Origin of the sequence: Micromonospora sp. DT227, assembly GCF_049841835.1 — a bacterium.
In the GTDB taxonomy this organism is placed as follows: domain Bacteria; phylum Actinomycetota; class Actinomycetes; order Mycobacteriales; family Micromonosporaceae; genus Micromonospora.
Genome location: NZ_JBNCLA010000007.1, coordinates 190,173 through 213,293, shown reverse-complemented (window position 1 = coordinate 213,293; position 23,121 = coordinate 190,173). Strand labels below are relative to the sequence as shown.

The 23,121-nt window shown below is 73.1% G+C and carries 20 protein-coding genes; 6 read left to right on the top strand and 14 right to left on the bottom strand.

Features of this window, described 5'->3' with window-relative positions; translation table 11 throughout:
* Positions 1 to 28 precede the first annotated feature (28 nt).
* Positions 29 to 574, top strand: a complete 546-nt coding sequence (locus ACLQ2W_RS23895) for a CGNR zinc finger domain-containing protein (RefSeq protein WP_425788764.1) — start codon at positions 29 to 31, stop codon at positions 572 to 574.
* On the opposite strand, the gene ACLQ2W_RS23890 is transcribed toward ACLQ2W_RS23895, so the two are convergent.
* From ACLQ2W_RS23890 to ACLQ2W_RS23860, 7 genes are all read right to left on the bottom strand, one after another.
* On the bottom strand, positions 541 to 1,137 hold the full coding sequence (locus ACLQ2W_RS23890; RefSeq protein ID WP_425788762.1) for a GNAT family N-acetyltransferase: 597 nt from the start codon (positions 1,135 to 1,137) through the stop codon (positions 541 to 543). The genes ACLQ2W_RS23895 and ACLQ2W_RS23890 overlap by 34 nt on opposite strands.
* A gap of 169 nt (positions 1,138 to 1,306) precedes the next feature.
* Complete coding sequence (locus ACLQ2W_RS23885; RefSeq protein ID WP_425788760.1) at positions 1,307 to 2,716, bottom strand: class II fumarate hydratase; 1,410 nt, start codon at positions 2,714 to 2,716, stop codon at positions 1,307 to 1,309.
* Positions 2,717 to 2,760: 44 nt separating this feature from the next.
* Entirely contained in the window at positions 2,761 to 5,742 is a 2,982-nt protein-coding gene (locus tag ACLQ2W_RS23880; protein WP_425788758.1) for a BTAD domain-containing putative transcriptional regulator, read from the bottom strand.
* Positions 5,743 to 5,898: 156 nt separating this feature from the next.
* Positions 5,899 to 6,696, bottom strand: coding sequence for a hypothetical protein (locus ACLQ2W_RS23875; protein WP_425788756.1), 798 nt, complete (start codon positions 6,694 to 6,696; stop codon positions 5,899 to 5,901).
* A 402-nt stretch (positions 6,697 to 7,098) separates the two neighbouring features.
* Positions 7,099 to 8,766 carry a fumarate hydratase gene (locus tag ACLQ2W_RS23870; RefSeq protein WP_425788754.1) on the bottom strand — a complete coding sequence of 556 codons (1,668 nt, stop codon included), beginning with the start codon at positions 8,764 to 8,766 and terminating at the stop codon, positions 7,099 to 7,101.
* Positions 8,767 to 8,843: 77 nt separating this feature from the next.
* Positions 8,844 to 10,277, bottom strand: coding sequence for a PQQ-binding-like beta-propeller repeat protein (locus ACLQ2W_RS23865; protein WP_425788752.1), 1,434 nt, complete (start codon positions 10,275 to 10,277; stop codon positions 8,844 to 8,846).
* A 102-nt stretch (positions 10,278 to 10,379) separates the two neighbouring features.
* Complete coding sequence (locus tag ACLQ2W_RS23860) at positions 10,380 to 10,886, bottom strand: Lrp/AsnC family transcriptional regulator (RefSeq protein ID WP_405091487.1); 507 nt, start codon at positions 10,884 to 10,886, stop codon at positions 10,380 to 10,382.
* 138 nt (positions 10,887 to 11,024) lie between these two features.
* Here ACLQ2W_RS23860 and hppD point away from each other — a divergent pair, with 138 nt between their 5' ends.
* From hppD to hisC, 4 genes are read left to right on the top strand one after another with little or no spacing between them, the layout of a single operon-like run.
* Complete coding sequence (gene hppD, locus ACLQ2W_RS23855; RefSeq protein ID WP_107161699.1) at positions 11,025 to 12,230, top strand: 4-hydroxyphenylpyruvate dioxygenase; 1,206 nt, start codon at positions 11,025 to 11,027, stop codon at positions 12,228 to 12,230.
* A gap of 10 nt (positions 12,231 to 12,240) precedes the next feature.
* Complete coding sequence (locus tag ACLQ2W_RS23850) at positions 12,241 to 12,954, top strand: RDD family protein (RefSeq protein ID WP_425788749.1); 714 nt, start codon at positions 12,241 to 12,243, stop codon at positions 12,952 to 12,954.
* The gene (locus ACLQ2W_RS23845; protein ID WP_425788747.1) at positions 12,951 to 14,006 is read left to right on the top strand and encodes an RDD family protein; all 1,056 of its coding nucleotides are present in this window, start codon (positions 12,951 to 12,953) and stop codon (positions 14,004 to 14,006) included. Before ACLQ2W_RS23850 ends, ACLQ2W_RS23845 begins: the two co-directional genes overlap by 4 nt.
* Positions 14,003 to 15,106, top strand: coding sequence for a histidinol-phosphate transaminase (gene hisC, locus ACLQ2W_RS23840; RefSeq protein WP_425788745.1), 1,104 nt, complete (start codon positions 14,003 to 14,005; stop codon positions 15,104 to 15,106). Before ACLQ2W_RS23845 ends, hisC begins: the two co-directional genes overlap by 4 nt.
* Before the next feature lie 64 nt (positions 15,107 to 15,170).
* Here hisC and ACLQ2W_RS23835 read toward each other — a convergent pair whose 3' ends face one another.
* From ACLQ2W_RS23835 to ACLQ2W_RS23815, 5 genes are all read right to left on the bottom strand, one after another.
* A complete protein-coding gene (locus tag ACLQ2W_RS23835) occupies positions 15,171 to 16,424 on the bottom strand; it encodes a PQQ-binding-like beta-propeller repeat protein (protein WP_425788743.1) in 1,254 nt (417 codons plus the stop codon).
* Positions 16,425 to 16,558: 134 nt separating this feature from the next.
* A complete protein-coding gene (locus ACLQ2W_RS23830; protein ID WP_281934465.1) occupies positions 16,559 to 17,041 on the bottom strand; it encodes an SRPBCC family protein in 483 nt (160 codons plus the stop codon).
* Between the two features lie 112 nt (positions 17,042 to 17,153).
* The gene (locus tag ACLQ2W_RS23825) at positions 17,154 to 17,363 is read right to left on the bottom strand and encodes a DUF397 domain-containing protein (protein WP_281934463.1); all 210 of its coding nucleotides are present in this window, start codon (positions 17,361 to 17,363) and stop codon (positions 17,154 to 17,156) included.
* 161 nt (positions 17,364 to 17,524) lie between these two features.
* A complete protein-coding gene (gene fahA / locus ACLQ2W_RS23820; protein WP_425789027.1) occupies positions 17,525 to 18,724 on the bottom strand; it encodes a fumarylacetoacetase in 1,200 nt (399 codons plus the stop codon).
* Positions 18,725 to 18,834: 110 nt separating this feature from the next.
* Positions 18,835 to 19,701: a hypothetical protein gene (locus tag ACLQ2W_RS23815; RefSeq protein WP_425788740.1), complete on the bottom strand. Its 867-nt coding sequence runs from the start codon at positions 19,699 to 19,701 to the stop codon at positions 18,835 to 18,837.
* A gap of 93 nt (positions 19,702 to 19,794) precedes the next feature.
* Between ACLQ2W_RS23815 and ACLQ2W_RS23810 the strand changes: the two genes are divergently transcribed.
* Positions 19,795 to 20,961: a homogentisate 1,2-dioxygenase gene (locus tag ACLQ2W_RS23810; RefSeq protein ID WP_425788738.1), complete on the top strand. Its 1,167-nt coding sequence runs from the start codon at positions 19,795 to 19,797 to the stop codon at positions 20,959 to 20,961.
* Between the two features lie 52 nt (positions 20,962 to 21,013).
* On the opposite strand, the gene ACLQ2W_RS23805 is transcribed toward ACLQ2W_RS23810, so the two are convergent.
* Positions 21,014 to 22,054 carry an NAD(P)-dependent alcohol dehydrogenase gene (locus ACLQ2W_RS23805; RefSeq protein WP_281934457.1) on the bottom strand — a complete coding sequence of 347 codons (1,041 nt, stop codon included), beginning with the start codon at positions 22,052 to 22,054 and terminating at the stop codon, positions 21,014 to 21,016.
* 9 nt (positions 22,055 to 22,063) lie between these two features.
* A complete protein-coding gene (locus ACLQ2W_RS23800; protein WP_425788736.1) occupies positions 22,064 to 23,083 on the bottom strand; it encodes a tetratricopeptide repeat protein in 1,020 nt (339 codons plus the stop codon).
* Between the last annotated feature and the right edge of the window lie 38 nt (positions 23,084 to 23,121).

Sequence of the window (23,121 nt, the reverse complement as noted above, 5' to 3'; positions counted from 1 at the left end):
TTAGGGGTGCCGTCCGACAGGAGTCAAGTTGCTTTTCGCTCATGACACCGAGTGCGGGCTGGTGGCCGCCGCCGCACTGGTGAACACCACCGGCCCGGGTCGGGAGGACCTGCCGGACGTCACCGCGCTCGACGAGTTCTTCACCGCGTACGGCTGGAGTGGCCGGCACGAGCACACCGAGGCGGAACTACGCCAGGTCCACACGCTGCGGCCCCGGCTGCGCCGGATCTGGTACGCCGACACCGACGAGGTGGTGGAGACCGTCAACGGGCTGCTCCGCGAGTCGCACGCCCTGCCGCAGCTCATCCGGCACGACGACGAGCCGTACCATCTGCACGCCGTGCCCCGCGACGCGCCGCTGGCCACCCGGATGGCGGTCGAGGCCGCGATGGCCGTGGCCGACCTGGTCCGCTCCGGCGAGCTGACCCGGCTGCGCCGCTGCGACCACCCCGACTGCGACAACGTGCTCGTCGACCTGTCGAAGAACCGGTCCCGCCGGTTCTGCGACGCCGGCTGCGGCAACCGGGCCGCGGTCAGCGCCTACCGGGCCCGCAGGGCGGCGTCCCACTCCTGACGGATCGCGGGCCAGTCCGCCCGGAGCAGCTCGTACTCCACCTCGCCGTGCTCCGTACCCGGAATCGGATCGTCGAAGACCAGGTGGAACGTGCGGGCGTAGCGCAACCCGGCACGGGCCATCACCGCGCGGGAGCGGTCGTTCACCGCCATCGTCTGCGCCCACACCCGCCGCACGCCGACCGTGTCGAACGCTTGCCGCACCAGCGCCCGCGCGCCCTCGGTGGCCAGCCCGTGCCCCCACACCGCGCGGCGCAACCGGTAACCCAACTCCGCCTCGCCGCCGTCGTCGGACGGATCGAGCGCCAGCCAGCCGAGGAACTCCCCGGTGAACCGGTCGAGCGCGGCCCACCGACCCAGCCCGGGATGCCGGCCGTACTGCGCGAGCAACCGGGGCAGCACCTCGTCTCGGATCGTCGCGGCCGGCGTGGGCACACCGTTGGTGAGGAACCGCATCACCTCCGGGTCGGCGTCCAGCGCGACCAGTCGGTCCACGTCGGCCATGGTGAACCGGCGCAGCGTCAGCCGGCCGGTCTCCCGCAACACCCCGTCGTCGTCAGGCACGGTCGGATCATCCCGCCGACCCGTCGCCCGGGGCGAGGCAATTACCGCCAGGGTGTGGCCGTTGCGGCTGGGTTGCGGTAGATCTTGGAAGAATCGCGCCCCTCCGAGGGCCGTTTCGTACCAAGATCTGCTTCCTCGGCTGGGCGCGACGACGGGCCATGCCCTGACCTCAGGGGTGCGTCATCCGGAGCAGGTCCAGCGCCTCGTCCAACTGGGTCTCGGTGAGCTTGCCCGAGTCGACGTGCCCGCGCGAGATCACCACCTCGCGGATGGAGATCTGCTTGGCCAGCGCCTCCTTGGCGATCGAGGCGGCCTCGTCGTACCCGAGATGGCGGTTGAGCGGGGTGACGATCGACGGCGAGCCCTCCGCGTACGCCAGGCAGACCTCGGCGTCCGCGACCAGGCCGGCCACCAGGCGCTCGGCGAAGAGCCGGCTGGACGCGGCGATCAGCTTGATCGACTCCAGCAGGTTGCGGCCCATGACCGGGAGCATCACGTTCAGCTCGAAGTCGCCCTGCGAGCCGGCGAAGGCCACCGCCGCATCGTTGCCGATCACCTGCGCGCAGACCTGCCGCATCGCCTCGGCCACCACCGGGTTGACCTTGCCCGGCATGATCGACGAGCCGGGCTGGAGGTCGGGGATGCGCAGCTCGCGCAGGCCCGCGCGGGGACCGGAACCCATCCAGCGTACGTCGTTGGCGATCTTGTAGAGGCCGACCGCGACGGTGCGGAGCTGCCCGGACGTCTCCACCAGCGCGTCCCGCGCGCCCTGCGCCTCGAAGTGGTTGCGTGCCTCGGACAGCGGCAGGCCGGTCGAGTCCCGCAGCCGCCCGATCACCTTGCCCGCGAACCCGAGCGGGGTGTTGATGCCGGTGCCCACCGCGGTGCCGCCGAGCGGCAGCTCGCCCAGCCGGGGCAGCGCCGACTCCAGCCGCTCGACGCCGTAGCGGACCTGGGCGGCGTACCCGCCGAACTCCTGCCCGAGCGTCACCGGCGTGGCGTCCATCAGGTGCGTCCGGCCCGCCTTGACCACGGTCTCGAACTCGGCCGCCTTCGCCTCCAACGCCATGGCGAGCTGCGTCAGGGACGGGAGCAGATCCTCCACCACGAACTGGGTGGCGGCCAGGTGGATCGAGGTCGGGAACACGTCGTTGCTGGACTGCGACGCGTTCACGTGGTCGTTCGGGTGCACGTCGCGGCCCAGCTCGCGGCTCGCCAGCGACGCGATCACCTCGTTGGTGTTCATGTTGGACGACGTGCCGGAGCCGGTCTGGAACACGTCCACCGGGAACTGGTCGTCGTAGCCCCCGGCGGCGACGTGCGCGGCGGCCGTGGCGATCGCCTCGGCCACGTCCGCGTCGATCACGCCCAACTCGCCGTTGACCTGGGCAGCCGCCCCCTTGATCTGGGCCAACGCCTTGATCTGGGCCGGTTCGAGCCCGCGCCCCGAGATCGGGAAGTTCTGCACCGCGCGCTGGGTCTGCGCCCGCCACAGCGCCTCGGCGGGCACCTCCACCTCGCCCATCGAGTCACGTTCGATCCGGTAACCGGTCGCCTCTGGAGTCGTCACGCGTACCATCCTGCCGCGCCGCCGGCCGGTACGCAGGGAAAGCGACGCGGGCCTCAGCCCAGCTCGGCCAACAGCTCCTCGGTCGCCCGCCGGCCCGGGGACTCGATCTGCCGGAACAACACCAGCGCCCGGCCGGCGTACCGGCGGGCCTGCCCGGCATCCGTGTCGCGCAGGCACCGGGCCAAGCCGTGCAGCGCACGGGCCTGCTCGTAGCGGGCCCCGAGCCGGGTCGCGTCAGCGAGCACCCGGCGGTGCAGGTCGAGCGCGCTGGCCACGTCACCCTGATCGAGCAGCGCCTGGGCGAGCAGGTTGCGCGAGGCGCACTGACCGATCCGATCGCCGGAATCGGTCACCACCACCAACGCCTCCCGGTGCAGGTCGGCCGCCCGCTCGGGCCGGCCGACCCGCCGCTGGAGGGCGCCCATCTCGTTGAGCACCTCCGCCTCGCTGTACCGGCCGACGTACTTCTTCTTGAGGCGCAGGGCGACCCGCAGCAGTCGTTGGGCCGGCTCCAGGTGACCCATCCGGTGCCGGATCATGCCGGTGTGCGCGACCGCGTTCGCCAACTGCCGGAAGTCCCCGTTCTGCCGCGCCAACACCAGGTGGGACCGGCTGAGACGCAGCGCCTCGGCGTGGCGGCCGGCCGACAGCAACGCGTAGGCCACGTTGTTGATCAGGTTGGCCAGCTCCGCCGTGTGGTCGGCGCCGCGAATCATCTGCATCGCGGTGTCGAGGCACTCCATCCCCTGCTGGTGATCCCCGTTCGCCGAGTAGGACACCCCGAGGTTCCACAACGACACCCGCATCTCGTCGCGGAGCCCGAGCCGCCGGCGGATCTCCAGGGCCCGCCGCATCAACCGGATGGCCTCGGGAAACCGGGCCTGCCGGTAGTAGACCGAGGACAGGTAGTTGTAGATGGTGCCCACCGCCGCCTCGTCACCGAGCGCCTCGGCCGCGCGCAGGCCGACGGTGTGCGTCTCCAGCAGGTCGTCCAGGTGTCCACTGTCGAAGTTGGCCCGCCAGCATGCCCGGGCGAGCTGCCAGCAGTGCCGCCGGAAGCCCTCCGCCTCGGCGAGCTGGACCAGCGCGGTCAACAGCGCCGCGTGCTCGTCGAACCAGGCCCGGCCCTGCGGCAGCGTGGCGGCCACCAGATCCGGCCGGCGCGGCGGGTTGGCGGGCAGGGACCGCAGGCTGCCCGCCGACTCGATCGTCCGGGAGATCGCCGAGGCCACGTCGAGATGATGGTCCAGCAGCCGTTCCAGGGCCGCCCGGCGCTCCCCGGCCCGGCCCGGCTCGACGAGCAGCGTCCGGGCGTACTCGCGGATCAGGTCGTGCAGCCGGTAACGGCCCGGGTCGGCCTCCTCCACCAGGTGCGCGTCCACCAGCTCGTCGAGGAGATCCTGCGCCTCGGCCAGGGGGATGTCGGCCAGCGCGGCGGCCACCCGGTTGTCGAACCCGCCACCCGGCGGCAGACCGATCAGCCGCAGCATCCGCTGCGCCGTGGGCGACACCTGGGCGTACGAGAGCGCGAACGCCTGCCCGACCGAACGCTCCCCGGCGGCCAGCTCGGCCAGCGGGTCCCGGCTGGTGGCCAGCCGTTCGGCCAGGTCCGCGACCCGCCAGCGGGGCCGGTGTGCCAGCCGGGCCGCCGCCAGCCGCAGCGCCAGCGGCAGGTGCCCGCAGCGCCGCGCCACCTCGGCAGCCGCCTCCGGTTCGGCGGCGACCCGGTCCCGGCCGACGATCCGGCCGAGCAGCTCCACCGCCTCCTCCGGGTCGAGCACGGGCAGGGACGACGGGCGCCCCTCGTCCAAGCCGACCAGTCGGCCGCGGCTCGTGATGAGGACGAGGCAGTCCGGGCCGTTCGGCAACAGCGGCGTGACCTGCGCGCTGTCGGCCGCGTTGTCGAGCACCACGAGCGCGCGGCGGCCGGCCAGCTCGGTACGCCACAGCGTCAACCGGTCGGCCAGATCCAGCGGCATCCGCTCCGGCGGCACCCCGAGCTGGCGCAGCAGGACCGCCACCGCCGCCGAGGGGGTCAACGGCATGCGCTCGCTGTGCCCGTGCAGGTCGACGAAGAGATGCGCGTCCGGGTAGCGGTCACCGAGGGCTGCGGCCAGGTGCACCGCCAGCGTGGTCTTGCCGCTGCCGGCCATGCCGTCGATGAGCTGGACCCGGACCCGGTCCTCCTCGATCTCCTTCACCAGCCGGACCACGGTCTGCTGCCGGCCGGTGAAGTCACGTATCGCCCGCGGCAGCGAACGGACCGGCACGGTGGACCGGTGCTCCGCGACCCCCAGGGCCAGATCGCCGGCGAGCACCCGCTGGTGCAGGTCCTGCAACTCCGGACCGGGCTCGATGCCCAGCTCCTCGGCGTACAGTCGGCGACCCTCGCGGTAGACGGCGAGTGCGTCGGCCTGCCGGCCCACCGCGGCGAGGGCCCGCATGAGCTGGCCGCGCAGCCGCTCCCGCAGCGGGTTCCGCTCGACGCTCTCGACCAACTCGTCGACCAGGTCGGTCGCCGGCCGCAGCCGCAGCTCGATCTCGACGCGCTCCTCCAACGCCGCCAGTCGCTGCTCGTCGAGGGCCAGCGCCCGCCGGCGTACGCTCCGGCTGGGAATGCCGCTGAGCGCCGGCCCCCGCCAGAGGGCCAGCGCGGCCCGGTAGTGGCGACGCGCCTCCTCGGACTGGCCGGCGGCGACCGCGGCCCGCGCGGCGTCCACCCCCCGGCCGAAGATGTCGGCGTCGAGGTCGTCCGGTGCGACCCGGATGCCGTAGCCGGCCGGATCGGTGACGATGACGTCCGGCGGCAACCCCAGCACCGCGAGGCGCTGTCGCAGTCGCGACACGCAGATCTGTAGTTGGGCCCGGGCGGTGGCCGGCGGCCGGTCCTCCCAGACGGCGTCGATCAGCTCGTCGAACGGCACCACACGACCGGCGCGCAGCAGCAGGAGGGCGAGCACGGTCCGATCCCGACCTGCGGTGACGGTGGCTTCGCCCCCGCCTACCCGCAGTGGTCCCAGGATCCCGAACCGCATGCGCCGCCCCCGTACGCCCTTTGTGCACTTACTGCAGCGTAACCCGCTGGTCACCGAACGGGCTCTGGCACACATTGACGCGTCGGCACGCCCGTCACACCGTCTTGGCGGCGGGCGACCTGGAAGCCGGTCGCGGTGGCGTGGGGCGGTCGAGCGCTACCAGCTGTGAGGCTCACTCAGGAACACGACGACCATGGATCCTTGCCCCTCACCGAACTCCCAGCCGGCGATCACCTCGCTGCCTGGCAGGTCGGCGATCGGCCGACAATCGCCTGGGCACTCACCGGGGCCGAGGTAGTACCCGCCCGCACTCCGTGCCCAGTGAGCGTCGAGGCACAGTCCGCGAAGGTGGCGTCGCAGCGCATCGTCGCCGACCTGGTCCAGGGCCGACTCCCAGCGAGGGTCGACCACACTCACACCGGGCTTGACGTACCCGTGCCGTACGAGGCTGTCACCGATGTCGCTCAGGCCGTCCGGAGCGCTCATCGTCCACGTCGCCGCCCGCATCGCGTCCAGCAGCGAGCCGTCCGTCCGCGGTCGCAGGAGCAGATGGGGATACCGTCGGTAGCCGTCGGGGCTGAGCTCGTCGAGACTCAGCGAGCCAGCCTGCAGCGCCCTACCGAGGTCCCTGCCCCACACCATGGCCCGGCCGTCATCAGTCGTGGCGGTGAGCAGCGGCTGAAGCGCGGCGGGCCGCACCTGCGTGGCGATGAACGCCGACCTGGCCAGGTCGGGCACCCAGCGGCCCGGGTAGAGCCACTCACCGCCGGTGTCGCCTGAGCTTCCGTTGACGTCGGCGACGAGTTCTCCGGGATCAAGGTCCTCGAGCACCTCGCCGGCGGTCTCGTCGTCGTAGTGGAAGACCGCGTACGTCCCCGCCACGTCGAACTCCGCCAGCGGCCGGCCGAGCATCAGCCCGAACGCGTGACCCAGCAGATCGTCCCAAGGGGACACACCGTCTCCTTCCGGTAGCTGCCGCCCAGCGTGACCGGTAACCCGTACTCGATTGCCTGACATGCCGCCAGGATGCCCCGAACGACGCGTCGAGGCGATAGTGATCTGATAGCGGATCGACAGCGCCGCCGGACAGACTCGTCGCGGTTGTCGGTGACGACATCCGACGGGGGCGGTGCGCCCGTCCGGTCGCGAGGCCGGGCGAGCGCACCGATGTCGGAAAGTGGAACCGGGCCGCGCGGAGCGGGTAGTATCGCAGTCGCCAGGAGCAGTAGCTTCTGGAAGTGGACCCGGCAGCCTTCCGGACGGTGGGTGGGCCGGGTCTCGCGTTTCAGTGGCCCAGTTTCAGTGGCCCACCGGTCGCACCTCGTTCACCATCCGATTCCTGAGAACTCAAATTTCTCAGCGACGGCCGACGGTGAGCACCGGCTTGGTGACCTCGGCGAAGAAGTCGTTGCCCTTGTCGTCGACCACGATGAAGGCCGGGAAGTCCTCCACCTCGATCCGCCAGACCGCCTCCATGCCCAGCTCCGGGTATTCGAGCACCTCGACGTGCTTGATGCAGTCCTGGGCCAGCCGGGCCGCCGGGCCGCCGATCGAGCCGAGGTAGAACCCGCCGTGGGTGTGGCAGGAGCGGGTGACCTGGGCGGACCGGTTGCCCTTGGCCAGCATCACCATCGAGCCGCCGGCCGCCTGGAACTTCTCCACGTAGGCGTCCATCCGGCCGGCCGTGGTGGGGCCGAACGAGCCGGAGGCGTAGCCCTCGGGGGTCTTGGCCGGGCCGGCGTAGTAGACCGCGTGGTCGCGCAGATATTGCGGCATCGGCTCGCCGGCGTCCAGCCGCTCGGCGATCTTGGCGTGCGCGATGTCCCGCGCGACGACCAGCGGGCCGGTCAGGGACAGCCGCGTCTTCACCGGGTACTTCGACAGCTCGGCGCGGATCTCGTCCATCGGCCGGTTCAGGTCCACGCGGACGACGGTCTCGGTGTCCAGCGTCTCGTCGGTGACGTCGGGAAGGTAGCGGGCCGGGTCGGTTTCGAGGCGCTCCAGCCACACGCCCGACGGAGTGATCTTGGCAACCGCCTGCCGGTCGGCGGAGCAGGAGACCGCGATGGCGACCGGGCAGGACGCGCCGTGCCGGGGCAGCCGGACCACCCGCACGTCGTGGCAGAAGTAGCGCCCACCGAACTGCGCGCCGATGCCGAAGTTGCGGGTCAGCTCCAGCACCTCCGCCTCCAGCTCCAGGTCGCGGAAACCGTGCGCGCTCATCGAGCCCTGCGTCGGCAGCGCGTCCAGGTACTTCGCGGAGGCGTACTTGGCGGTCTTCAACGCGTACTCCGCGGAGGTGCCGCCGATGACGATGGCCAGGTGGTAGGGCGGGCAGGCGGCGGTGCCGATCAGCCGCAGCTTCTCCTCCAGGAACTGCATCATCCGCGTCGGATTCAACAGCGCCTTGGTCTCCTGGTAGAGGTAGGACTTGTTGGCCGAGCCCCCGCCCTTGGCCATGAACAGGAACTTGTACGCGTCCGGGTGGCCGCCCGGGTCCTCGGCGTACAGCTCCACCTGGGCCGGCAGGTTGCTGCCGGTGTTCCGCTCGTCCCACATGGTCAGCGGCGCGAGCTGCGAGTAACGCAGGTTCAGCTTCGTGTACGCCTGGTAGACGCCGCGCGAGATCGCCTCCGCGTCGGTGCCGTCGGTGAGCACGTGCCGGCCGCGCTTGCCCATCACGATCGCGGTGCCGGTGTCCTGGCACATCGGCAGCACGCCACCGGCCGCGATGTTGGCGTTGCGCAGCAGGTCGAGCGCGACGAACCGGTCGTTCGGCGAGGCCGCCGGGTCGTCGATGATCGACCGGAGCTGGGCCAGGTGGGCCGGGCGCAGGTAGTGGGCGATGTCGTGCATGGCCTCGGCGGTCAACGCGGTCAACGCGGCCGGCTCCACGGTGAGGAAGCGGCGACCACCCGGGCCGTTGACGACGTCCACGCCCTCGTCGGTGACCAGGCGATATTCCGTCTGGTCGGGGCCGGTCGGCAGGAGGGGCGCGTACGAGAAGGCGGTGGCACTGCTCATGACCGAAAAGCCTAGGGCAGAGCGGTCGATCGGTGACACCCGCCGGTGGGGTCCTGGGACGCCGATCTCACCCGGCGTCACTTCCCGTCGGCGCAGAGTTCCTTCTTCGGCCCGCAGTCGCCCCGGCCGCCCGGGGGACGCCAGGTGTCGCCCGGGTCGGGCGCCGGCACGGCACCCTGGTCGGCCGGCGGCGCTCCGGTGCCACCGGTGCCCCAGCGGACGTACCCGATCTCCCGCCCCTCGCCGACGATCATGCCGTTCGGGCCGACCGCCAGCGCGTTCGCCGACGTGCGCAGCTCGGCCAGCACCCGACCGCCGCGCGGCTCGACCGCGACCAGCCGGGACGGTTTCTCCTCCGTGATCACCACCGCGTACGGGGTGAGCGCCGCGCCGCTCTTCTGGCCGGCCGGCCGCGTCCACCGGGTCCGGTCGGCGGACAGCTCGCGGCCGAGCAGCGAGTCCTTGTCGGCGCTGCGCACCACCGCGTACCGGTCGTCGACGGCGAGCAGCTTCTCGCCCTCCGCGCCCACCTGGAGCAGCCGGCCGTCGTAGCCGTCGAGCACCGCCTCCCGGCCGTCCGGGGCCACCCCGATGAGCACGTTGCGGGCGCCCTGTGGGTCCTCCCGCTGCACGCAACCGGCGGCGTCCGCGGTACGCAGGTTGATCCCGGCCCGTCGCCACACCTGCTGGCCGGTGGCCGGGTCGACGGCGGTGACGACGAAGTAGCAGCTCCCGTCGCGGGAGGTGGCCGCGACCCGGAGCAGCCGGCCGCCGACCACCGCGAGCCGCTCCTCCCGACCGGGCTGGACGTTCTGGAGCACCCGGCCGGTGGCGGTGTCCACCACGTGCACCCGGCCGTCGACCGGAAAGCCGAGCAGCGGCGGGACCGACTCCGGCCCGGCCACCCCGCCGTCGATGCGGGTCGCGCCCAGCCGGCGGGTGCCGAGCAGCTCCGGATTGTCGGCGAGCACTCCGCTGTGCACGCCGGGCAGGAACGCGCTCCACAGCGGAGCGGTGCCGCGCGGGTCCCAGGCCCGCAGCGTGCAGTCGGTGGCCTGCACGCAGTACGCGTCGAGCAGCAGGTTGCGGTACGTCCAGACGGCGATCGCGCGCTCGTCGCGTCGGCGGGTCACGCCGGTGGTCGGGTCGAGGACCTCGTACCCCTTGTCGAGCAGCTTGCCCACGGCGACGACCGACTCCCGGCCGCTGCCGGCCACCGCCGACCAGTCGGCCTTGCGCTCCCAGAGCTGGCTGCCGTCGGCGAGCTTGCGGGCCTCGATCCGGGTGCGCTGCTCGACGATCACGGTGTCACCGGCGATGGTGACGCTGCGCGGGGTGCCGCCGACGCGTTGCTGCCAGACCACGTCCGGCTCGGAGATCGGCTTGCTCCGGTCGACCCAGTCCCAGAGGCGGGGGAAGGGGTTCCAGACGCCGGTGGCGGCGAGCACGACCACGGTGATGAGCCCGAGCAGCAACCAGCCGCGTATGCCTAGGCCCTTCACACCGGACACGGTAGCGACGATCACCGTTCCCCGGGCTCCGTGCGGGGCGTGTCGCGCCGCTTCTTGCCCGGCCCGAGGTGTTAAGAGGGGGCCCCGCCTCTACCGGAGGCGTTAAGCGGGGGCCCTTCCTTCGCCGCGGGCGGCGGAGCGCACGAGGGGCAGCGTGCGGTAGGGGATCTGCTCGGCGAGCGCGATGATGGTGGAGGCGCGCCGGATCGCCTCCGAGGCGACGATCTGGTCGATGACCCGCTGGAGGTCGGTGTTCGACCGGGCCACGATGCGGCAGAGCAGGTCGCTGGAGCCGGTGATGGTGTGCGCCTCCAGCACCTCCGGGATGGCGGCCAGGTGCGCGGTGACCTGGTCGTGGCCGTGCCGCTGGCTGATCTCCAGGGTGACGAAGCTGGTCACCCCGAAGCCGATCGCGGCCGGTGAGATCTCCGGCCCGAAGCCGCCCACCACGCCCCGGCCGACCAGCTTGTCGAGCCGGGCCTGCACGGTGCCCCGGGCCACGCCGAGCCGCCGGGAGCACTCCAGCACCCCGATCCGGGGTTCCTCGGCGAGCAGTTCGATCAAGCGCGCGTCCAACTCGTCGAGCTGTACATCCTGACCAGTGTTCACGGTGGTTGACGATACCGAATGCGCAACCTGACCAGGAAAACTGCCAACTATTGCCCAACCGGAGGCGGTCCGGAGATGCTCGCCGGAAGCACATCCACGGCGGCCCACGAGGCCGGCCGGTACGCGAGGGAGGCCACCATGACCCAGGCGATCGACCGACCCCAGTTGACCGAGGAGGTCGACGCCGACGTGCTCGTCGGCGCCGTCAACCACGACATCAGCCGGGACCCGTTCCCGGTCAAGGGCCTCGACCACCTGCACTTCCTGGTCGGCAACGCCAAGCAGGCGGCGCACTACTACTCCACCGCCTACGGCATGACCTGCGTGGCGTACCGGGGGCCGGAGCAGGGCTACCGCGACCACGCGCAGTACGTGCTGACCAGCGGCTCGGCCCGGTTCGTGCTGACCGGCGTGGTACGTCCGGGCGCCGACGGCGAGGCGCACGTGGCGAAGCACAGCGACGGCATCTCCGACATCGCGCTGGAGGTGCCGGACGTGGACGCCGCGTACGCGCACGCCACCGCGCAGGGCGCGACCGGCCTGCTGGAGCCGCACGACGTCAGCGACGAGCACGGCACCGTCCGGATGGCGGCCATCGGCGCGTACGGCGACACCCGGCACACGCTCGTCGACCGGTCCCGCTACACCGGGCCGTTCCTGCCCGGCTTCGTGGCCCGCGCCCCGATCGTGGACCGCCAGCCGATGATCGACGCCGGCCTCCAGCCGAAGCGCTTCTTCCAGGCCGTCGACCACGTGGTCGGCAACGTGGAGCTGGGCCGGATGGACGAGTGGGTCGAGTTCTACAAGCGGGTCATGGGCTTCAGCAACATGGCCGAGTTCATCGGCGACGACATCGCCACCGACTACTCCGCGCTGATGAGCAAGGTGGTGGCCAGCGGCACCCGCAAGGTGAAGTTCCCGCTCAACGAGCCGGCGGTGGCCCGCAAGAAGTCGCAGATCGACGAGTACCTGGAGTTCTACCAGGGCCCCGGCGCCCAGCACGTCGCGGTGGCCACCAACGACATCCTGGCCAGCGTGGACGCCATGCGGGCGGCCGGTGTCGAGTTCCTGGACACCCCGGACTCCTACTACCAGGACCCGGAGCTGCGCGCCCGGATCGGCAACGTGCGGGTGCCGATCGAGGAGCTCCAGTCCCGCAAGATCCTGGTGGACCGGGACGAGGACGGCTACCTGCTCCAGATCTTCACCAAGCCGGTGCAGGACCGCCCCACCGTCTTCTTCGAGCTGATCGAGCGGCACGGCTCCCTCGGCTTCGGCAAGGGCAACTTCAAGGCCCTGTTCGAGGCGATCGAGCGGGAGCAGGAGAAGCGCGGCAATCTGTGACACTGTCCGCGTGACCCAGCCTCCCCCGAACACGACGCCGCCGCCCGCCGGGCCCCCGCCCGTGGGCGGCGGCTTCGCGCCGCCCAGCGGCCCGGCGGTGCCCGCACAGCCCATCCCGCAGACGTACCCGCCGCTCCCCGGCTACCCGCCGCCCCCACCCGGGTACGCCCCGCACGTCGCGCCCGTGCCACCGGCCCTGGCCCCGAACGGCCAGCCGCTGGCCGGGTTCGGCGAGCGGCTGGTGGCCTGGCTGATCGACACGGCGGTCGCCACCGCGGTGGCGATGGTGCTCTTCGCGCCCGTCTTCATCTGGCTCGTCCTCCGCATGATCGACCGGATGCCGGCGCCCGGCCCGGACGGCACCGTGGCCGAGCCCGACCCGTTGGTGATCTTCGGCGACTTCCTCCTGCCGGTGCTCCTGGCCGAGCTGGGGCTGTTCCTCCTGCTGCTGGTCTTCTACTGGCTCTACCACGTGGAGTACGCCCGCCGGACCGGGCAGACGCTCGGCAAGAAGGTGATGAACCTGCGGATCATTCCGGCCCGACCCGACGCCGCGCTGACCCGCGGGATGCTCGGCAAGCGCTACCTGGTCGAGTTCGTCGCCGCCTCGCTGGTGCCGTTCCTCAACTACCTCGACGGCCTCTGGCAGCTCTGGGACAAGCCCTGGCAGCAGTGCCTGCACGACAAGGCTGCCGGCACGGTCGTCGTTAAGGTGGCACCGTGAGTCTGGAACCTGGCTGGTACGTCGACCCCGCCGAACCGGAGACCCGCCGCTGGTGGGACGGGGAGGGCTGGATCGGTGCGCCGATCCCGGTCGACGTCACCCCGCCCGACGGTCCACCGCCCGCCGAGCCCGAACCGGCCGCCACGACGCCGGCCGCCGGCTCCGCCCCCGGCCGGCCGACCTCCGGCGCGCCGGGTGGCCCCACCGGTCAGCCGGCCGGGCCGGTCCCGTCGGGTCAACCCGGCCCCGGCTGGGGACAGCCCGGGCAGCCGGGCCAGGCGGGCCCGTGGCCGGGACAGCCGGGTCAACCCGGCCAACCCGGCCAGGCGCACCCCGGCCAGGCGCGCCCCGGCCAGGCGCACCCCGGCCAGGCGCACCCCGGCCACCCCGGACAGCAGGGGCCGCCGCCGGGGTGGCCGTACCCGCAGTGGCCGGGCCGGCCGCCGGTGCCGCGTCCGCACGGGCTGCCGCTCGCCTCGTACGGTGCCCGGCTGGTCGCCCGCCTCATCGACCTGGGCGTGGTGTTCCTGCTCAACGTGGTGGTGAACGGCTGGTTCGTCTACCGCTACTTCGAGGCGATCGAGCCCTACCTGCGGGAGACGATGCGTCGGGCGTTGAACGGCGACACCTCCACCGAGGGGCTGCCCCAGATCGACGACCAGGCCGGCGGGTTGCAGGTCGCCATCCTGCTGATCGCCACCGCGCTCTGGTTCGCGTACGAGGTGCCGTCGATGGCGGCGCGCGGGCAGACGTTCGGCAAGCGGGTGGCCCGCGTACGCGCGCTGCCGATCGACGCGGACCAGCCGCTCGGCTTCGGCCGGGCCACCCGGCGATGGAGCACGATGGGCCTGCCCACGCTGCTCTGGTACTGCTGCGGGCTGGGCCTGCTGCTCCAGTTCGTCGACGCCGTCTCGCCCCTGTTCGACCAGCCGCTGCGCCAGGCGCTGCACGACAAGCGGGCGCAGACCGTGGTGGTCCAACTCCCCCGCGACCGGCCCGACCCCCGTACCGCCCCGCGCGACCGCGCCGACCCCCCGGGAGACACCCCATGACCGAGACCGGACGTCACCAGCCTCCGCTGCGGCTCACCCGCGTCGACCTGGACGCGCTGCCCAACTACGTGCCCGGCCGCAGCCCCGCCGACCTGGCCCGGGAGCTGGGCCTGGCCGAGGCGATCAAGCTGGCCAGCAACGAGGTGCCGTACGGCCCGCTGCCCGGCGTGGTGGAGGCGGTCACCGAGGCGGTCACCGGTTCGCACCGCTACCCGGACATGGGCGTGGTCGCGCTGCGCCAGGCGCTCGCCGAGCGCTACGGCGTGGACGCCGACCGGATCGCCACCGGCTGCGGTTCGGTGGCGCTGGCCGAGCACCTGGTCCGGGCCACCTGCCTGCCCGGTGACGAGCTGCTCTACTCGTGGCGCTCGTTCGAGGCGTACCCGATCATCGCGGCGACCAGCGGCGCGACCAGCGTGCGGGTGCCGAACGACGCCGGCCACGGGCACGACCTCGCGGCGATGGCGGCGGCGGTGACCGACCGGACCCGGATGATCCTGGTCTGCAACCCGAACAACCCCACCGGTACGGCGGTGCGCAAGGCCGAACTGGACCGCTTCCTCGACACGGTGCCGGACGACGTGCTCGTGGTGATCGACGAGGCGTACCGGGAGTTCGTCACCGACGCCGAGGTGCCGGACGGCCTGAGCTACCTGGACCGGCCGAACGTGGCGGTGCTGCGCACGCTGTCCAAGGCGTGGGGCCTGGCCGGCCTGCGGATCGGCTGGCTGGTGGCCGCGCCGGCCGTGGCCGCCGCCGTCCGCAAGGTGGTCACCCCGTTCTCCACCAGCACGGCCGCCCAGGCCGGCGCGCTGGCCGCGCTCGCCCAGGCCGACGAGGTGCAGCGGCGCTGCGCGCTGGTGGTGGCCGAGCGGGACCGGGTCACCGAGGCGCTGCGCAAGTTCGTGCCGGACGTGCCGGACAGCCAGGCCAACTTCGTCTGGCTGCCGCTGGGCGACCGGGCGATCGAGTTCGGCAAGGCGTGCGAGGCGCGCGGCGTGATCGTGCGGCCGTTCCCGGGCGACGGCGTACGGGTCACCATCGGCACCCCGGCCGAGAACGACGCCTTCCTGGCCGCCGCCGAGGCCGCCCTCGCCTGACGTGCAAGGAGGGGCCCCTGCTTAACGCCTGGCGTCGAGAAGGGGCCCCTTCTCACCGGCCGGTTCAGGTGGCGGCGAGCAGCACCGGCTCGGCCATCAGGAACCAGCCCTGGTCGTCGTCGGCCTCGGTGGCGTGCTCCCGCACCCGTTCCACCGCCACGTAGCCGTCCACCGCGTACGCCCGGCCCGGCCGCCACCCGATCCCGTCCCGCCCGACGTCCAGCACGAACTCCGACCGGGACGCGCCGGTGAGCGGGTCCAGCGTGACCAGTTCCCGCCGGTCGGTCAGCAGATGCACCCGGCCCGGCTCCTGGGCGAGCACCCGGGCCGGGTGGACGTCGGCCCGGCGCCACAGCTCCTCGCCGGTGCGGGGGGACCGCCCGACCACCACGCCGCCGGACGTGTCCACCACCCGCTCGCCGTCCAGCACCGAGCCGGGAGCGTCCAGGCCCGGCGCGGCCACCGGCTCGCCGGGATCCGTCACCAGCCAGCCCCGACTGTGCTCGCCGCCCGGCCCGGCGGTACGCAGACCACGACAACCGGAGTGCCCGTCGCGACAGCCGACCGGGGTGACCACGAGTTGGCCCGGCGCGTCCGGTGGCCGCCAGCGGGTCCGTACCGCGCCGGTCCCCGCGTCCCGCAGCTCGACCGCGGCCGGTCCCGCGCAGTTGTCCACCCCGACCAGGTCACCGCTCGCGGTGCTGCCCACGTCGGTTCGGCAGCCCCGGCCGACGTCGGCACGCCAGAGCCGGCGGCCGTCGGCCAGCGCGTATCCGCCGACCGCGCCCGGACCGGCGGCGAGCAGCACGTCGCGACCGTCGGCGGTGCGGGCGACGTGCAGGCCGGCCGGGTCCCAGACCGTGGCCGCTAACGTGCGGCGCGGCTTCGGCACCGACCCCGGCTCCGGTCCGTCGGCCCGCCAGGCCACCCGCCCGGTACGCGCGTCCAGCGCCACCAGCTTCCCGTCGGACCAGCGGCTGACCACCGTGGTGCCCTCGGCGAGCACCCCGACCAGCGTCGCCGGCCACCGGCGGTAGGACCAGAACGGGGTCACCCGGTGCCGGCCGGTGACCGGCTGGTCCGCGTACACCTGGCGGGTGCCGGCGTAGACGCGGAGCCGGCCGTCCACGACCAGCGGCGCCACCGGCAGCCGCCCGATCACCCCGACGGTCGGTGCGGGCGCCTCCGGGTACGGGTCCCGGGCCACGGTCTCGACCTCGGCCGGCGCCAGCACCCGGGCGACCACGGCGACCGACGCCGCGACGGCCAGCACCGCCACCAGCGCCACCACGGCCCGCCGCCTGCCGGCCTTCGCCATCCGCCACCTCCGCCCCGGCACCCTACCGGCCGGGGCCGGGCCGCGATCCGGTCGCCCGGCTCACGACGGGGAAGGTCAGCCCGAGCCGTGGGCCGGGGTAACCACGAACGCGCCCGCGGCACGGTGTGGTGGGCTCAGGCGGCCTCGGTGGAGCGGGTGGGACCGGCGGCCAGCGCCAGGTCGGCCAGGTCACGGCGGAGCGCGCTGTCCACCGCCCGGGCGGCCAGGCCGCCGAGGATCAGCGCCAGCACCCGGCCGTACGGCCGGTTCGGCACCGCCTCCTGCTCGACGGTGACCTCGGTGCAGCCGCGCCGCCGCCGCTCGACGGTGCGCAACGTGAAGGTGATCCGGTAGTCGACGCCGGACCCGGGTGAGCCGAGCACCAGGCGGCGCGGGGCGACGGCCTCGACCACCTCGAACTCCTCCGGCTCGGCCCCGCCGTCCGGCCGGAGGCGGGTCTCCCGCCAGGTGGTGCCCGGCCCGAACGCGCCGGCGGTGAGCACCTCGACCGCGCCGACCGCGGAGAGCCAGTCGGCGCGCGCCGGGAGGTCGGTGAGCAGGCGCCAGAGGTCGGCGTCCTGCGCCTCGATGAAGGCGGAAACGGTCACCGTCGACATGGCACCTCCCGTGTCGTCCACGGTACGGCCCGTCACCGATGTGGGGGAGCCCCACCGTGACATTTCCGCCGCCGGTGCCCCCACGGCGGGACACCGGGGTCGCCGAAATCGATCAGTCGCGGAAGGCGTCGCGTCGCAACGCCGTGACGAACGCGCTCCACCCCGGCGGGCTCACCGCGAGCGCCGGACCGGTCGGGTCCTTGGAGTCGCGTACGCCCACCACGCCGTGCGCGGCCACCACGTTCGTGGCCACCTCGACGCAGAGGCCCTGATCGTTGGAACGGCTGCTGGTGCGCCACACGGCACCGATCAGCTCGGTCATGCTCGGTCCTTCCTGTGTTTCCTGCTGGATGCGCCCGGACCGGCACCGCCCAGGGCCGGCACCGCCCGGGGCGCACCCGATCCGCGTCGATCAACGCGCGAGGAAACGGCCCTGGTCGCACAGTGGGTGCGACCAGGGCCGTGGGCTCGGAAAGCCGGATCTCAGCGGGCCGGGAGGACCGTCCCGGTGACCTCGCCGAGCGCGATCGTGGTGCCGTCCGGTCCGGGCGCGGTGGCGGTGATCGTCACCGTGTCGCCGTCCTCCAGGAACGTCCGCTGGCTGCCGTCGGCGAATTTCACCGGCTCGGACCCGCCCCAGGTGAGTTCCAGGAACGAGCCGACCTGGCCGCGTTCCGGCCCGGACACGGTGCCGGAGGCGTAGAGGTCGCCGGTGCGCAGCGACGCCCCGTTGACGGTGAGGTGCGCGAGCTGCTGGGCCGGCGTCCAGTACATGGTGGCGAACGGCGGCTCGGCCACCCGCTCGCCGTTCCACTCCACCGACAGCGTCAGGTCCAGCCCGAGGTGCGGGGTGTCCCGGAGGTACTCCTGCACCGGCGGGTCCTGGTCGGGCGCGGGCACGAACGCGTCGGCGAGCGCGTCCAGCGGGGTGACCCAGCCGGCGACCGAGGTGGCGAACGACTTGCCCAGGAACGGGCCGAGGGGTTGGTACTCCCAGGCCTGGATGTCCCGGGCCGACCAGTCGTTGACAAGCACCACGCCGAAGACGTGGTCGGCGAAGTCGGCCACCGGGACCGGATCGCCGATCCGACTCGGCACGCCGACCACGAAGCCGACCTCGGCCTCGATGTCCAGGCGTACGGAGGCGCCGGTGGTGGGGCCCTGGGCGCTGGCGCGCTGCCCGGTGGGGCGGACCACGGGCGTGCCGGAGACGACCACCGTGCCGGCCCGGCCGTGGTAGCCGATCGGCACGTGCTTCCAGTTCGGCAGCAGCGGCGGCTGACCGGGCCGGAAGATCTGGCCGACGTTCGAGGCGTGGTGCTCCGAGGAGTAGAAGTCGACGTAGTCCGCCACCTCGAACGGCAGCACCAGCTCGATCTCACCCACCGGCACCAGCAGCGGCTCCACCGCCGGCCGGTGCGCCGGATCGGTGAGCAGTTCGATGACGCGCTCCCGGACGGCGGTCCACTGCGGCCGGCCGAGCGCCAGGAACGCGTTCAACGTCTGCCGGCCCAGCGCGCCGCCGGCCAGCACCAGACCGGCGGCCTCCGCGCCGGCCAGGTCCAGCACGAGGTCACCGATGCGGACGCCGACGCGCGGCTCGCGGTCGCCGTGCCGGAACACGCCGTACGGCAGGTTCGTCACCCCGTACGACGAACCCGCCGCCCCCTCAACCCACGTCATGCCGTGCCGGCCGGGCATGCCCTCACGGCCCTCGCTCCGCTCGGTGCGTTCGCTCATGCCGTGCTGGCCGGGCATGCCCTCACGGCCCTCGCTCCGCTCGGTGCGTTCGCTCATGCCTCGTAGCCTCCGTTCACCAGCCCCAGCCGGATCAGATCGGTAAGTGGTTCGGAGATGCTGCACGACCCGTACCCGACCCAGAGCGGGCGTTGCGCCTCGCGCCGGCCCCGGGCGGCCTCGACCACGCGCACCACGTCGGTGACGGCCAGCAGTTCGGCCACGCCGTCCACGTCGGCGCCGTCGACCGCGGCCAGCGTGGCGGCCAGCACGTTGACGAAACCGTGGTGGGTGAAGCCGGTCTCCGGGTCGCGGTGCCGGATCGCGTGGTGCAGCCCGGCGGTGAGCTTGAACGGCAGGTCGCGGTCCCGGCAGGCGCAGATGACGGCGGCCAGCTCGACCGGGGTGGGGAACAGCTCGGCGGCCAACCCGCCGGTGCGGAACTTGGCCGCCACCGGCAGCCCGCCGGCCCGGGCGTCGGCGAGCGCGTCCAGCGCCCCCATCAGCCCGAAGGTCAGCGGGATCTCCGCGTAGACGGCGGTGTCGTCGAGCCGCCCGGCGAGCGCGACCAGCTCCGCGAGGCCGGGCTGCGGGTCCTCGCCCCGCTTGGCGACCGGCGCCTCGACCTGCCGGGCGGTGACGCCGTCCGGCGTCAGGGCGGCGAGCGCGGCGGGCAGCCGGTCGAGGCCGGTGTCGCCGATCAGCCCGATGACGAAGCCTTCGGCCGGGTCCACCCGGCCGTGCAGCGCGCCGTCCTCGATCTCCGAGGCGGGCAGCAGCAGCGGGCCGACCAGGCCGGCGTACCAGGCGTCCCGGTGCCGGCGGTGCGCGGTCACCGCGTCGGGCAGCGCGGCGTTGCCGGGCGGAAAGACCGCGGCGTCGTCGACCAGGCCGGTGAGGAGGCGAGGCACCTGCGTTGACACGAGAGAAGAATGTACGGGACGCTACGAGGAACGGACAACCGCGTCCGATTATCGGACGCCACCGGCCGGCCAACGGGACATAACGGAGGCGAGATGCCGTACTACCGCAGCGTGGGCGAGGTGCCCCGCAAGCGCCACACCCAGTTCCGGCAGCCCGACGGCACGCTCTACGCCGAGGAGCTGGTCGGTCAGGAGGGCTTCTCCTCGGACTCGTCGCTGCTCTACCACCGGCACGCGCCGACCGCGATCCTCGCCGCCGAGGAGTTCGCCCCGCCCACCGTCACCCGGGTACCGAACCTGCCGCTCAAGCCGCGTCACCTGCGCACCCACAAGCTGGACGGCGGCGGGGCGGACCCGGTGCTCGGCCGGCACTACCTGCTCGCCAACGACGACGTCCGGATCGCGTACGTGCTGGCCGACCGGCCGTCGCCGCTGTTCCGCGACGCCACCGGCGACCACTGCCTCTACCTGGAGTCCGGCTCGATGCGGGTGGAGTCGCCGTTCGGCGTGCTCGACGCGGTGGCCGGCGACTACGTCGTCATCCCCACCTCGACCATCCACCGCCTGGTGCCGACCGGTGACGAGCCGACCCGGCTGCTCGCCGTCGAGGCGTCCGGCCACATCGGCCCGCCCAAGCGCTACCTCTCCGTACGCGGGCAGTTCCTGGAGCACTCGCCCTACTGCGAGCGCGACGTCCGAGGGCCGGACACCCCGCTGCTGGCCGACGGCGAGGAGGTGGAGGTGCTGGTCAAGCACCGGCGCGGCTGGACGAGATACGTCTACGCGAACCACCCGTTCGACGTGGTCGGCTGGGACGGGCACCTGTACCCGTGGGCGTTCTCCATCCACGACTTCGAGCCGATCACCGGGCGGATCCACCAGCCGCCGCCGGTGCACCAGACGTTCCAGGGCCCGAACTTCGTGATCTGCTCGTTCGTGCCACGCAAGGTCGACTACCACCCGGCCGCCATCCCGGTGCCGTACAACCACCACAACGTCGACTCCGACGAGATGCTGTTCTACACCGGCGGCAACTACGAGGCCCGGCGCGGCTCCGGCATCGAGCAGGGCTCGATCTCGCTGCACCCGTCCGGCTTCACCCACGGCCCGCAGCCGGGCGCCGCCGAGCGGTCGATCGGGGCGGACTTCTTCGACGAGCTGGCGGTCATGGTGGACACGTTCCGCCCGCTGGACCTCTGCGACGCGGGCACCGCCTGCGAGGACGACGGCTACGCCTGGACCTGGGCACGCAAGCCCTGACGTACGCGACGAGGGGCCGCCCGGAGGCGGCCCCTCGGCACCGGTCGGAGCGTCAGAACGTGGACGCGTCGATGACGAAGCGGTAGCGCACGTCGGACGCGAGCACCCGCTCGTACGCCTCGTTGATCTTCTCGGCCGGGATCACCTCGATCTCGGCGCCCAGCCCGTGCTCGGCGCAGAAGTCGAGCATCTCCTGGGTCTCCGCGATGCCGCCGATGCTCGACCCGGCGAACGACCGCCGGCCCGGGATCAGCGAGAACGCGTGCACCGACAGCGGCTCCTCCGGAGCGCCCACGTTGACCAGCGTCCCGTCCACCGCGAGCAGCCGCAGGAACGCGTTCATGTCGATGGTCGCGCTCACCGTGTTGATGATCAGGTCGAACGAGCCGGCCAGTTCCGTGAACGTGTCCTCGTCGGAGGTCGCGAAGTAGTGGTCGGCACCGAGCCGCAGCCCGTCCTCCCGCTTCTTCAGCGACTGGGACAGCACCGTCACCTCGGCGCCCATCGCGTGGGCCAGCTTCACGGCCATGTGGCCGAGACCGCCCATGCCGATCACGGCCACCTTCCGGCCCGGCCCGGCGTTCCAGTGCCGCAGCGGCGAGTACGTGGTGATGCCGGCGCAGAGCAGCGGCGCGGCGGCGTCCAGCTCGATGCCGTCCGGGATGCGCAGCACGAAGTCCTCGGTGACCACGATGGCCTGCGAGTAGCCGCCCTGGGTCGGCTTGCCGTCCCGGCCCACACCGGCGTACGTGCCGGTGCTGCCCTTCAGGCAGTACTGCTCCAGGCCCTTGCGGCAGCTGTCGCACTCCCGGCAGGAGTCGACCAGACAGCCGACGCCGACCCGGTCGCCGACGGCGAACTTCGTCACCGCGGAGCCGACCTCCCGCACCACGCCGGCGATCTCGTGGCCGACCACGATCGGGTAGCGGGTCGGGCCCCACTCGCTGCGCGCGGTGTGGATGTCGGAGTGGCAGATGCCGGCGAACTTGATGTCGATGAGGACGTCGTCCGGGCCGAGGTCCCGCCGCTCGATGGTGGTCGGCGTGAGCGGGTCGGTCGCGGACGTCGCCGCGTAGGCGTTGACAGTCAGCATCCCACCTTCCTACCCCCGGTTGAGCAGGGCGAATCCGGCGACCACCGAGGCCGTGACGGCGCCCACCAGCGGCCACGGGCCGCCGACCAGCGCGTAGACCACCAGCAGCACCGGCGCGGCGGCCCCCGCGTAGACGGCCGGCGCCAGACCTCGGGACATCGCGTCCCGCGCGCCGGGCAGCCGGCTCACCGGCCGCCAGGCCAGCAGCCCCACCCCGACCGCCGCCAGCACCGCGAGCAGCCGGGACGCGAACGGCGCGGTCGGTCCCAGCGCGGCGACCAGGACGGCGGCGGCCAGCGACCAACCGGCGGCGGCCAGCGACCAACCGGCGGCGGCCAGCACGAGCCGGCGTACGCCCGCGTCGACGGCACGCACCGGATCGGGGCCGGGCGGGGAGATGTCGGCCACCTCGGTGAGGTGCTCCAGCGTCTCCGCGTAACGCCGTCGCTCCAGCCGGGCCACGCCCGGGTCGCGTCCCGCGCCGGCCAGCTCCGGGTCCAGCCGTAACGCCTCCCGGTAGGCCCGCTCGGCCAGGTCGAACAGCTCCAGCCGAACCGCGACCAGGCCGAGCACGAGGTGTGCCTCCGGCTCGTCCGGCGTCAGCTCGACACCCCGCCAGGCCGCGTCCAGCGCCGGCTGCCCGTTGCGCGAGGCGGACAGGATGGCGGCGGCGCTGCGCTGCGCGTACGCGTCGGTCGGGCCCAGCGCCAGGAGTTCGTCCGCGGTGCCCGCGGCGGCCTTCCAACGCTCCAGGTCGAGCAGTGCGAACCCGCGTGCGACAAGCGCCGGCGCGGTCCCCGGCGCGGCGGCGACCGCCGCCTCGGCCACCGTCAGCGCCTCGGCGGGACGACCGGCGGCGAGCTGCATCCGGGCCAGCATGGTGAGCGCGACGAGGTGCGCGGGCTCCGCCGCGATCAGCGCGGTCAGCTCGCCGATCCCCTCGTCGTAGCGGCCCAGCTCGGCGAGGAGGTGGGCGCGTTGCAGGTAGCCGTCGGCGGCGGACTGGTCGGGGGCGGCGTCACTCGGCATCCCGGCGAGCGTAGCCGCCCCGGCTCGTCAGCTGCCCG

What these genes read in the sequence shown, in the direction of transcription:
- ACLQ2W_RS23805 (WP_281934457.1), bottom strand. Translation starts at nt 22,054, where the DNA reads ATGCTGACTGTCAACGCCTACGCGGCGACGTCCGCGACCGACCCGCTC.
- hisC (WP_425788745.1), top strand. Translation starts at nt 14,003, where the DNA reads ATGACCGAGACCGGACGTCACCAGCCTCCGCTGCGGCTCACCCGCGTC.
- ACLQ2W_RS23880 (WP_425788758.1), bottom strand. Translation starts at nt 5,742, where the DNA reads ATGCGGTTCGGGATCCTGGGACCACTGCGGGTAGGCGGGGGCGAAGCC.
- ACLQ2W_RS23830 (WP_281934465.1), bottom strand. Translation starts at nt 17,041, where the DNA reads ATGTCGACGGTGACCGTTTCCGCCTTCATCGAGGCGCAGGACGCCGAC.
- ACLQ2W_RS23885 (WP_425788760.1), bottom strand. Translation starts at nt 2,716, where the DNA reads ATGGTACGCGTGACGACTCCAGAGGCGACCGGTTACCGGATCGAACGT.
- ACLQ2W_RS23835 (WP_425788743.1), bottom strand. Translation starts at nt 16,424, where the DNA reads ATGGCGAAGGCCGGCAGGCGGCGGGCCGTGGTGGCGCTGGTGGCGGTG.
- fahA (WP_425789027.1), bottom strand. Translation starts at nt 18,724, where the DNA reads ATGACGTGGGTTGAGGGGGCGGCGGGTTCGTCGTACGGGGTGACGAAC.
- ACLQ2W_RS23825 (WP_281934463.1), bottom strand. Translation starts at nt 17,363, where the DNA reads ATGACCGAGCTGATCGGTGCCGTGTGGCGCACCAGCAGCCGTTCCAAC.
- ACLQ2W_RS23800 (WP_425788736.1), bottom strand. Translation starts at nt 23,083, where the DNA reads ATGCCGAGTGACGCCGCCCCCGACCAGTCCGCCGCCGACGGCTACCTG.
- hppD (WP_107161699.1), top strand. Translation starts at nt 11,025, where the DNA reads ATGACCCAGGCGATCGACCGACCCCAGTTGACCGAGGAGGTCGACGCC.
- ACLQ2W_RS23810 (WP_425788738.1), top strand. Translation starts at nt 19,795, where the DNA reads ATGCCGTACTACCGCAGCGTGGGCGAGGTGCCCCGCAAGCGCCACACC.
- ACLQ2W_RS23870 (WP_425788754.1), bottom strand. Translation starts at nt 8,766, where the DNA reads ATGAGCAGTGCCACCGCCTTCTCGTACGCGCCCCTCCTGCCGACCGGC.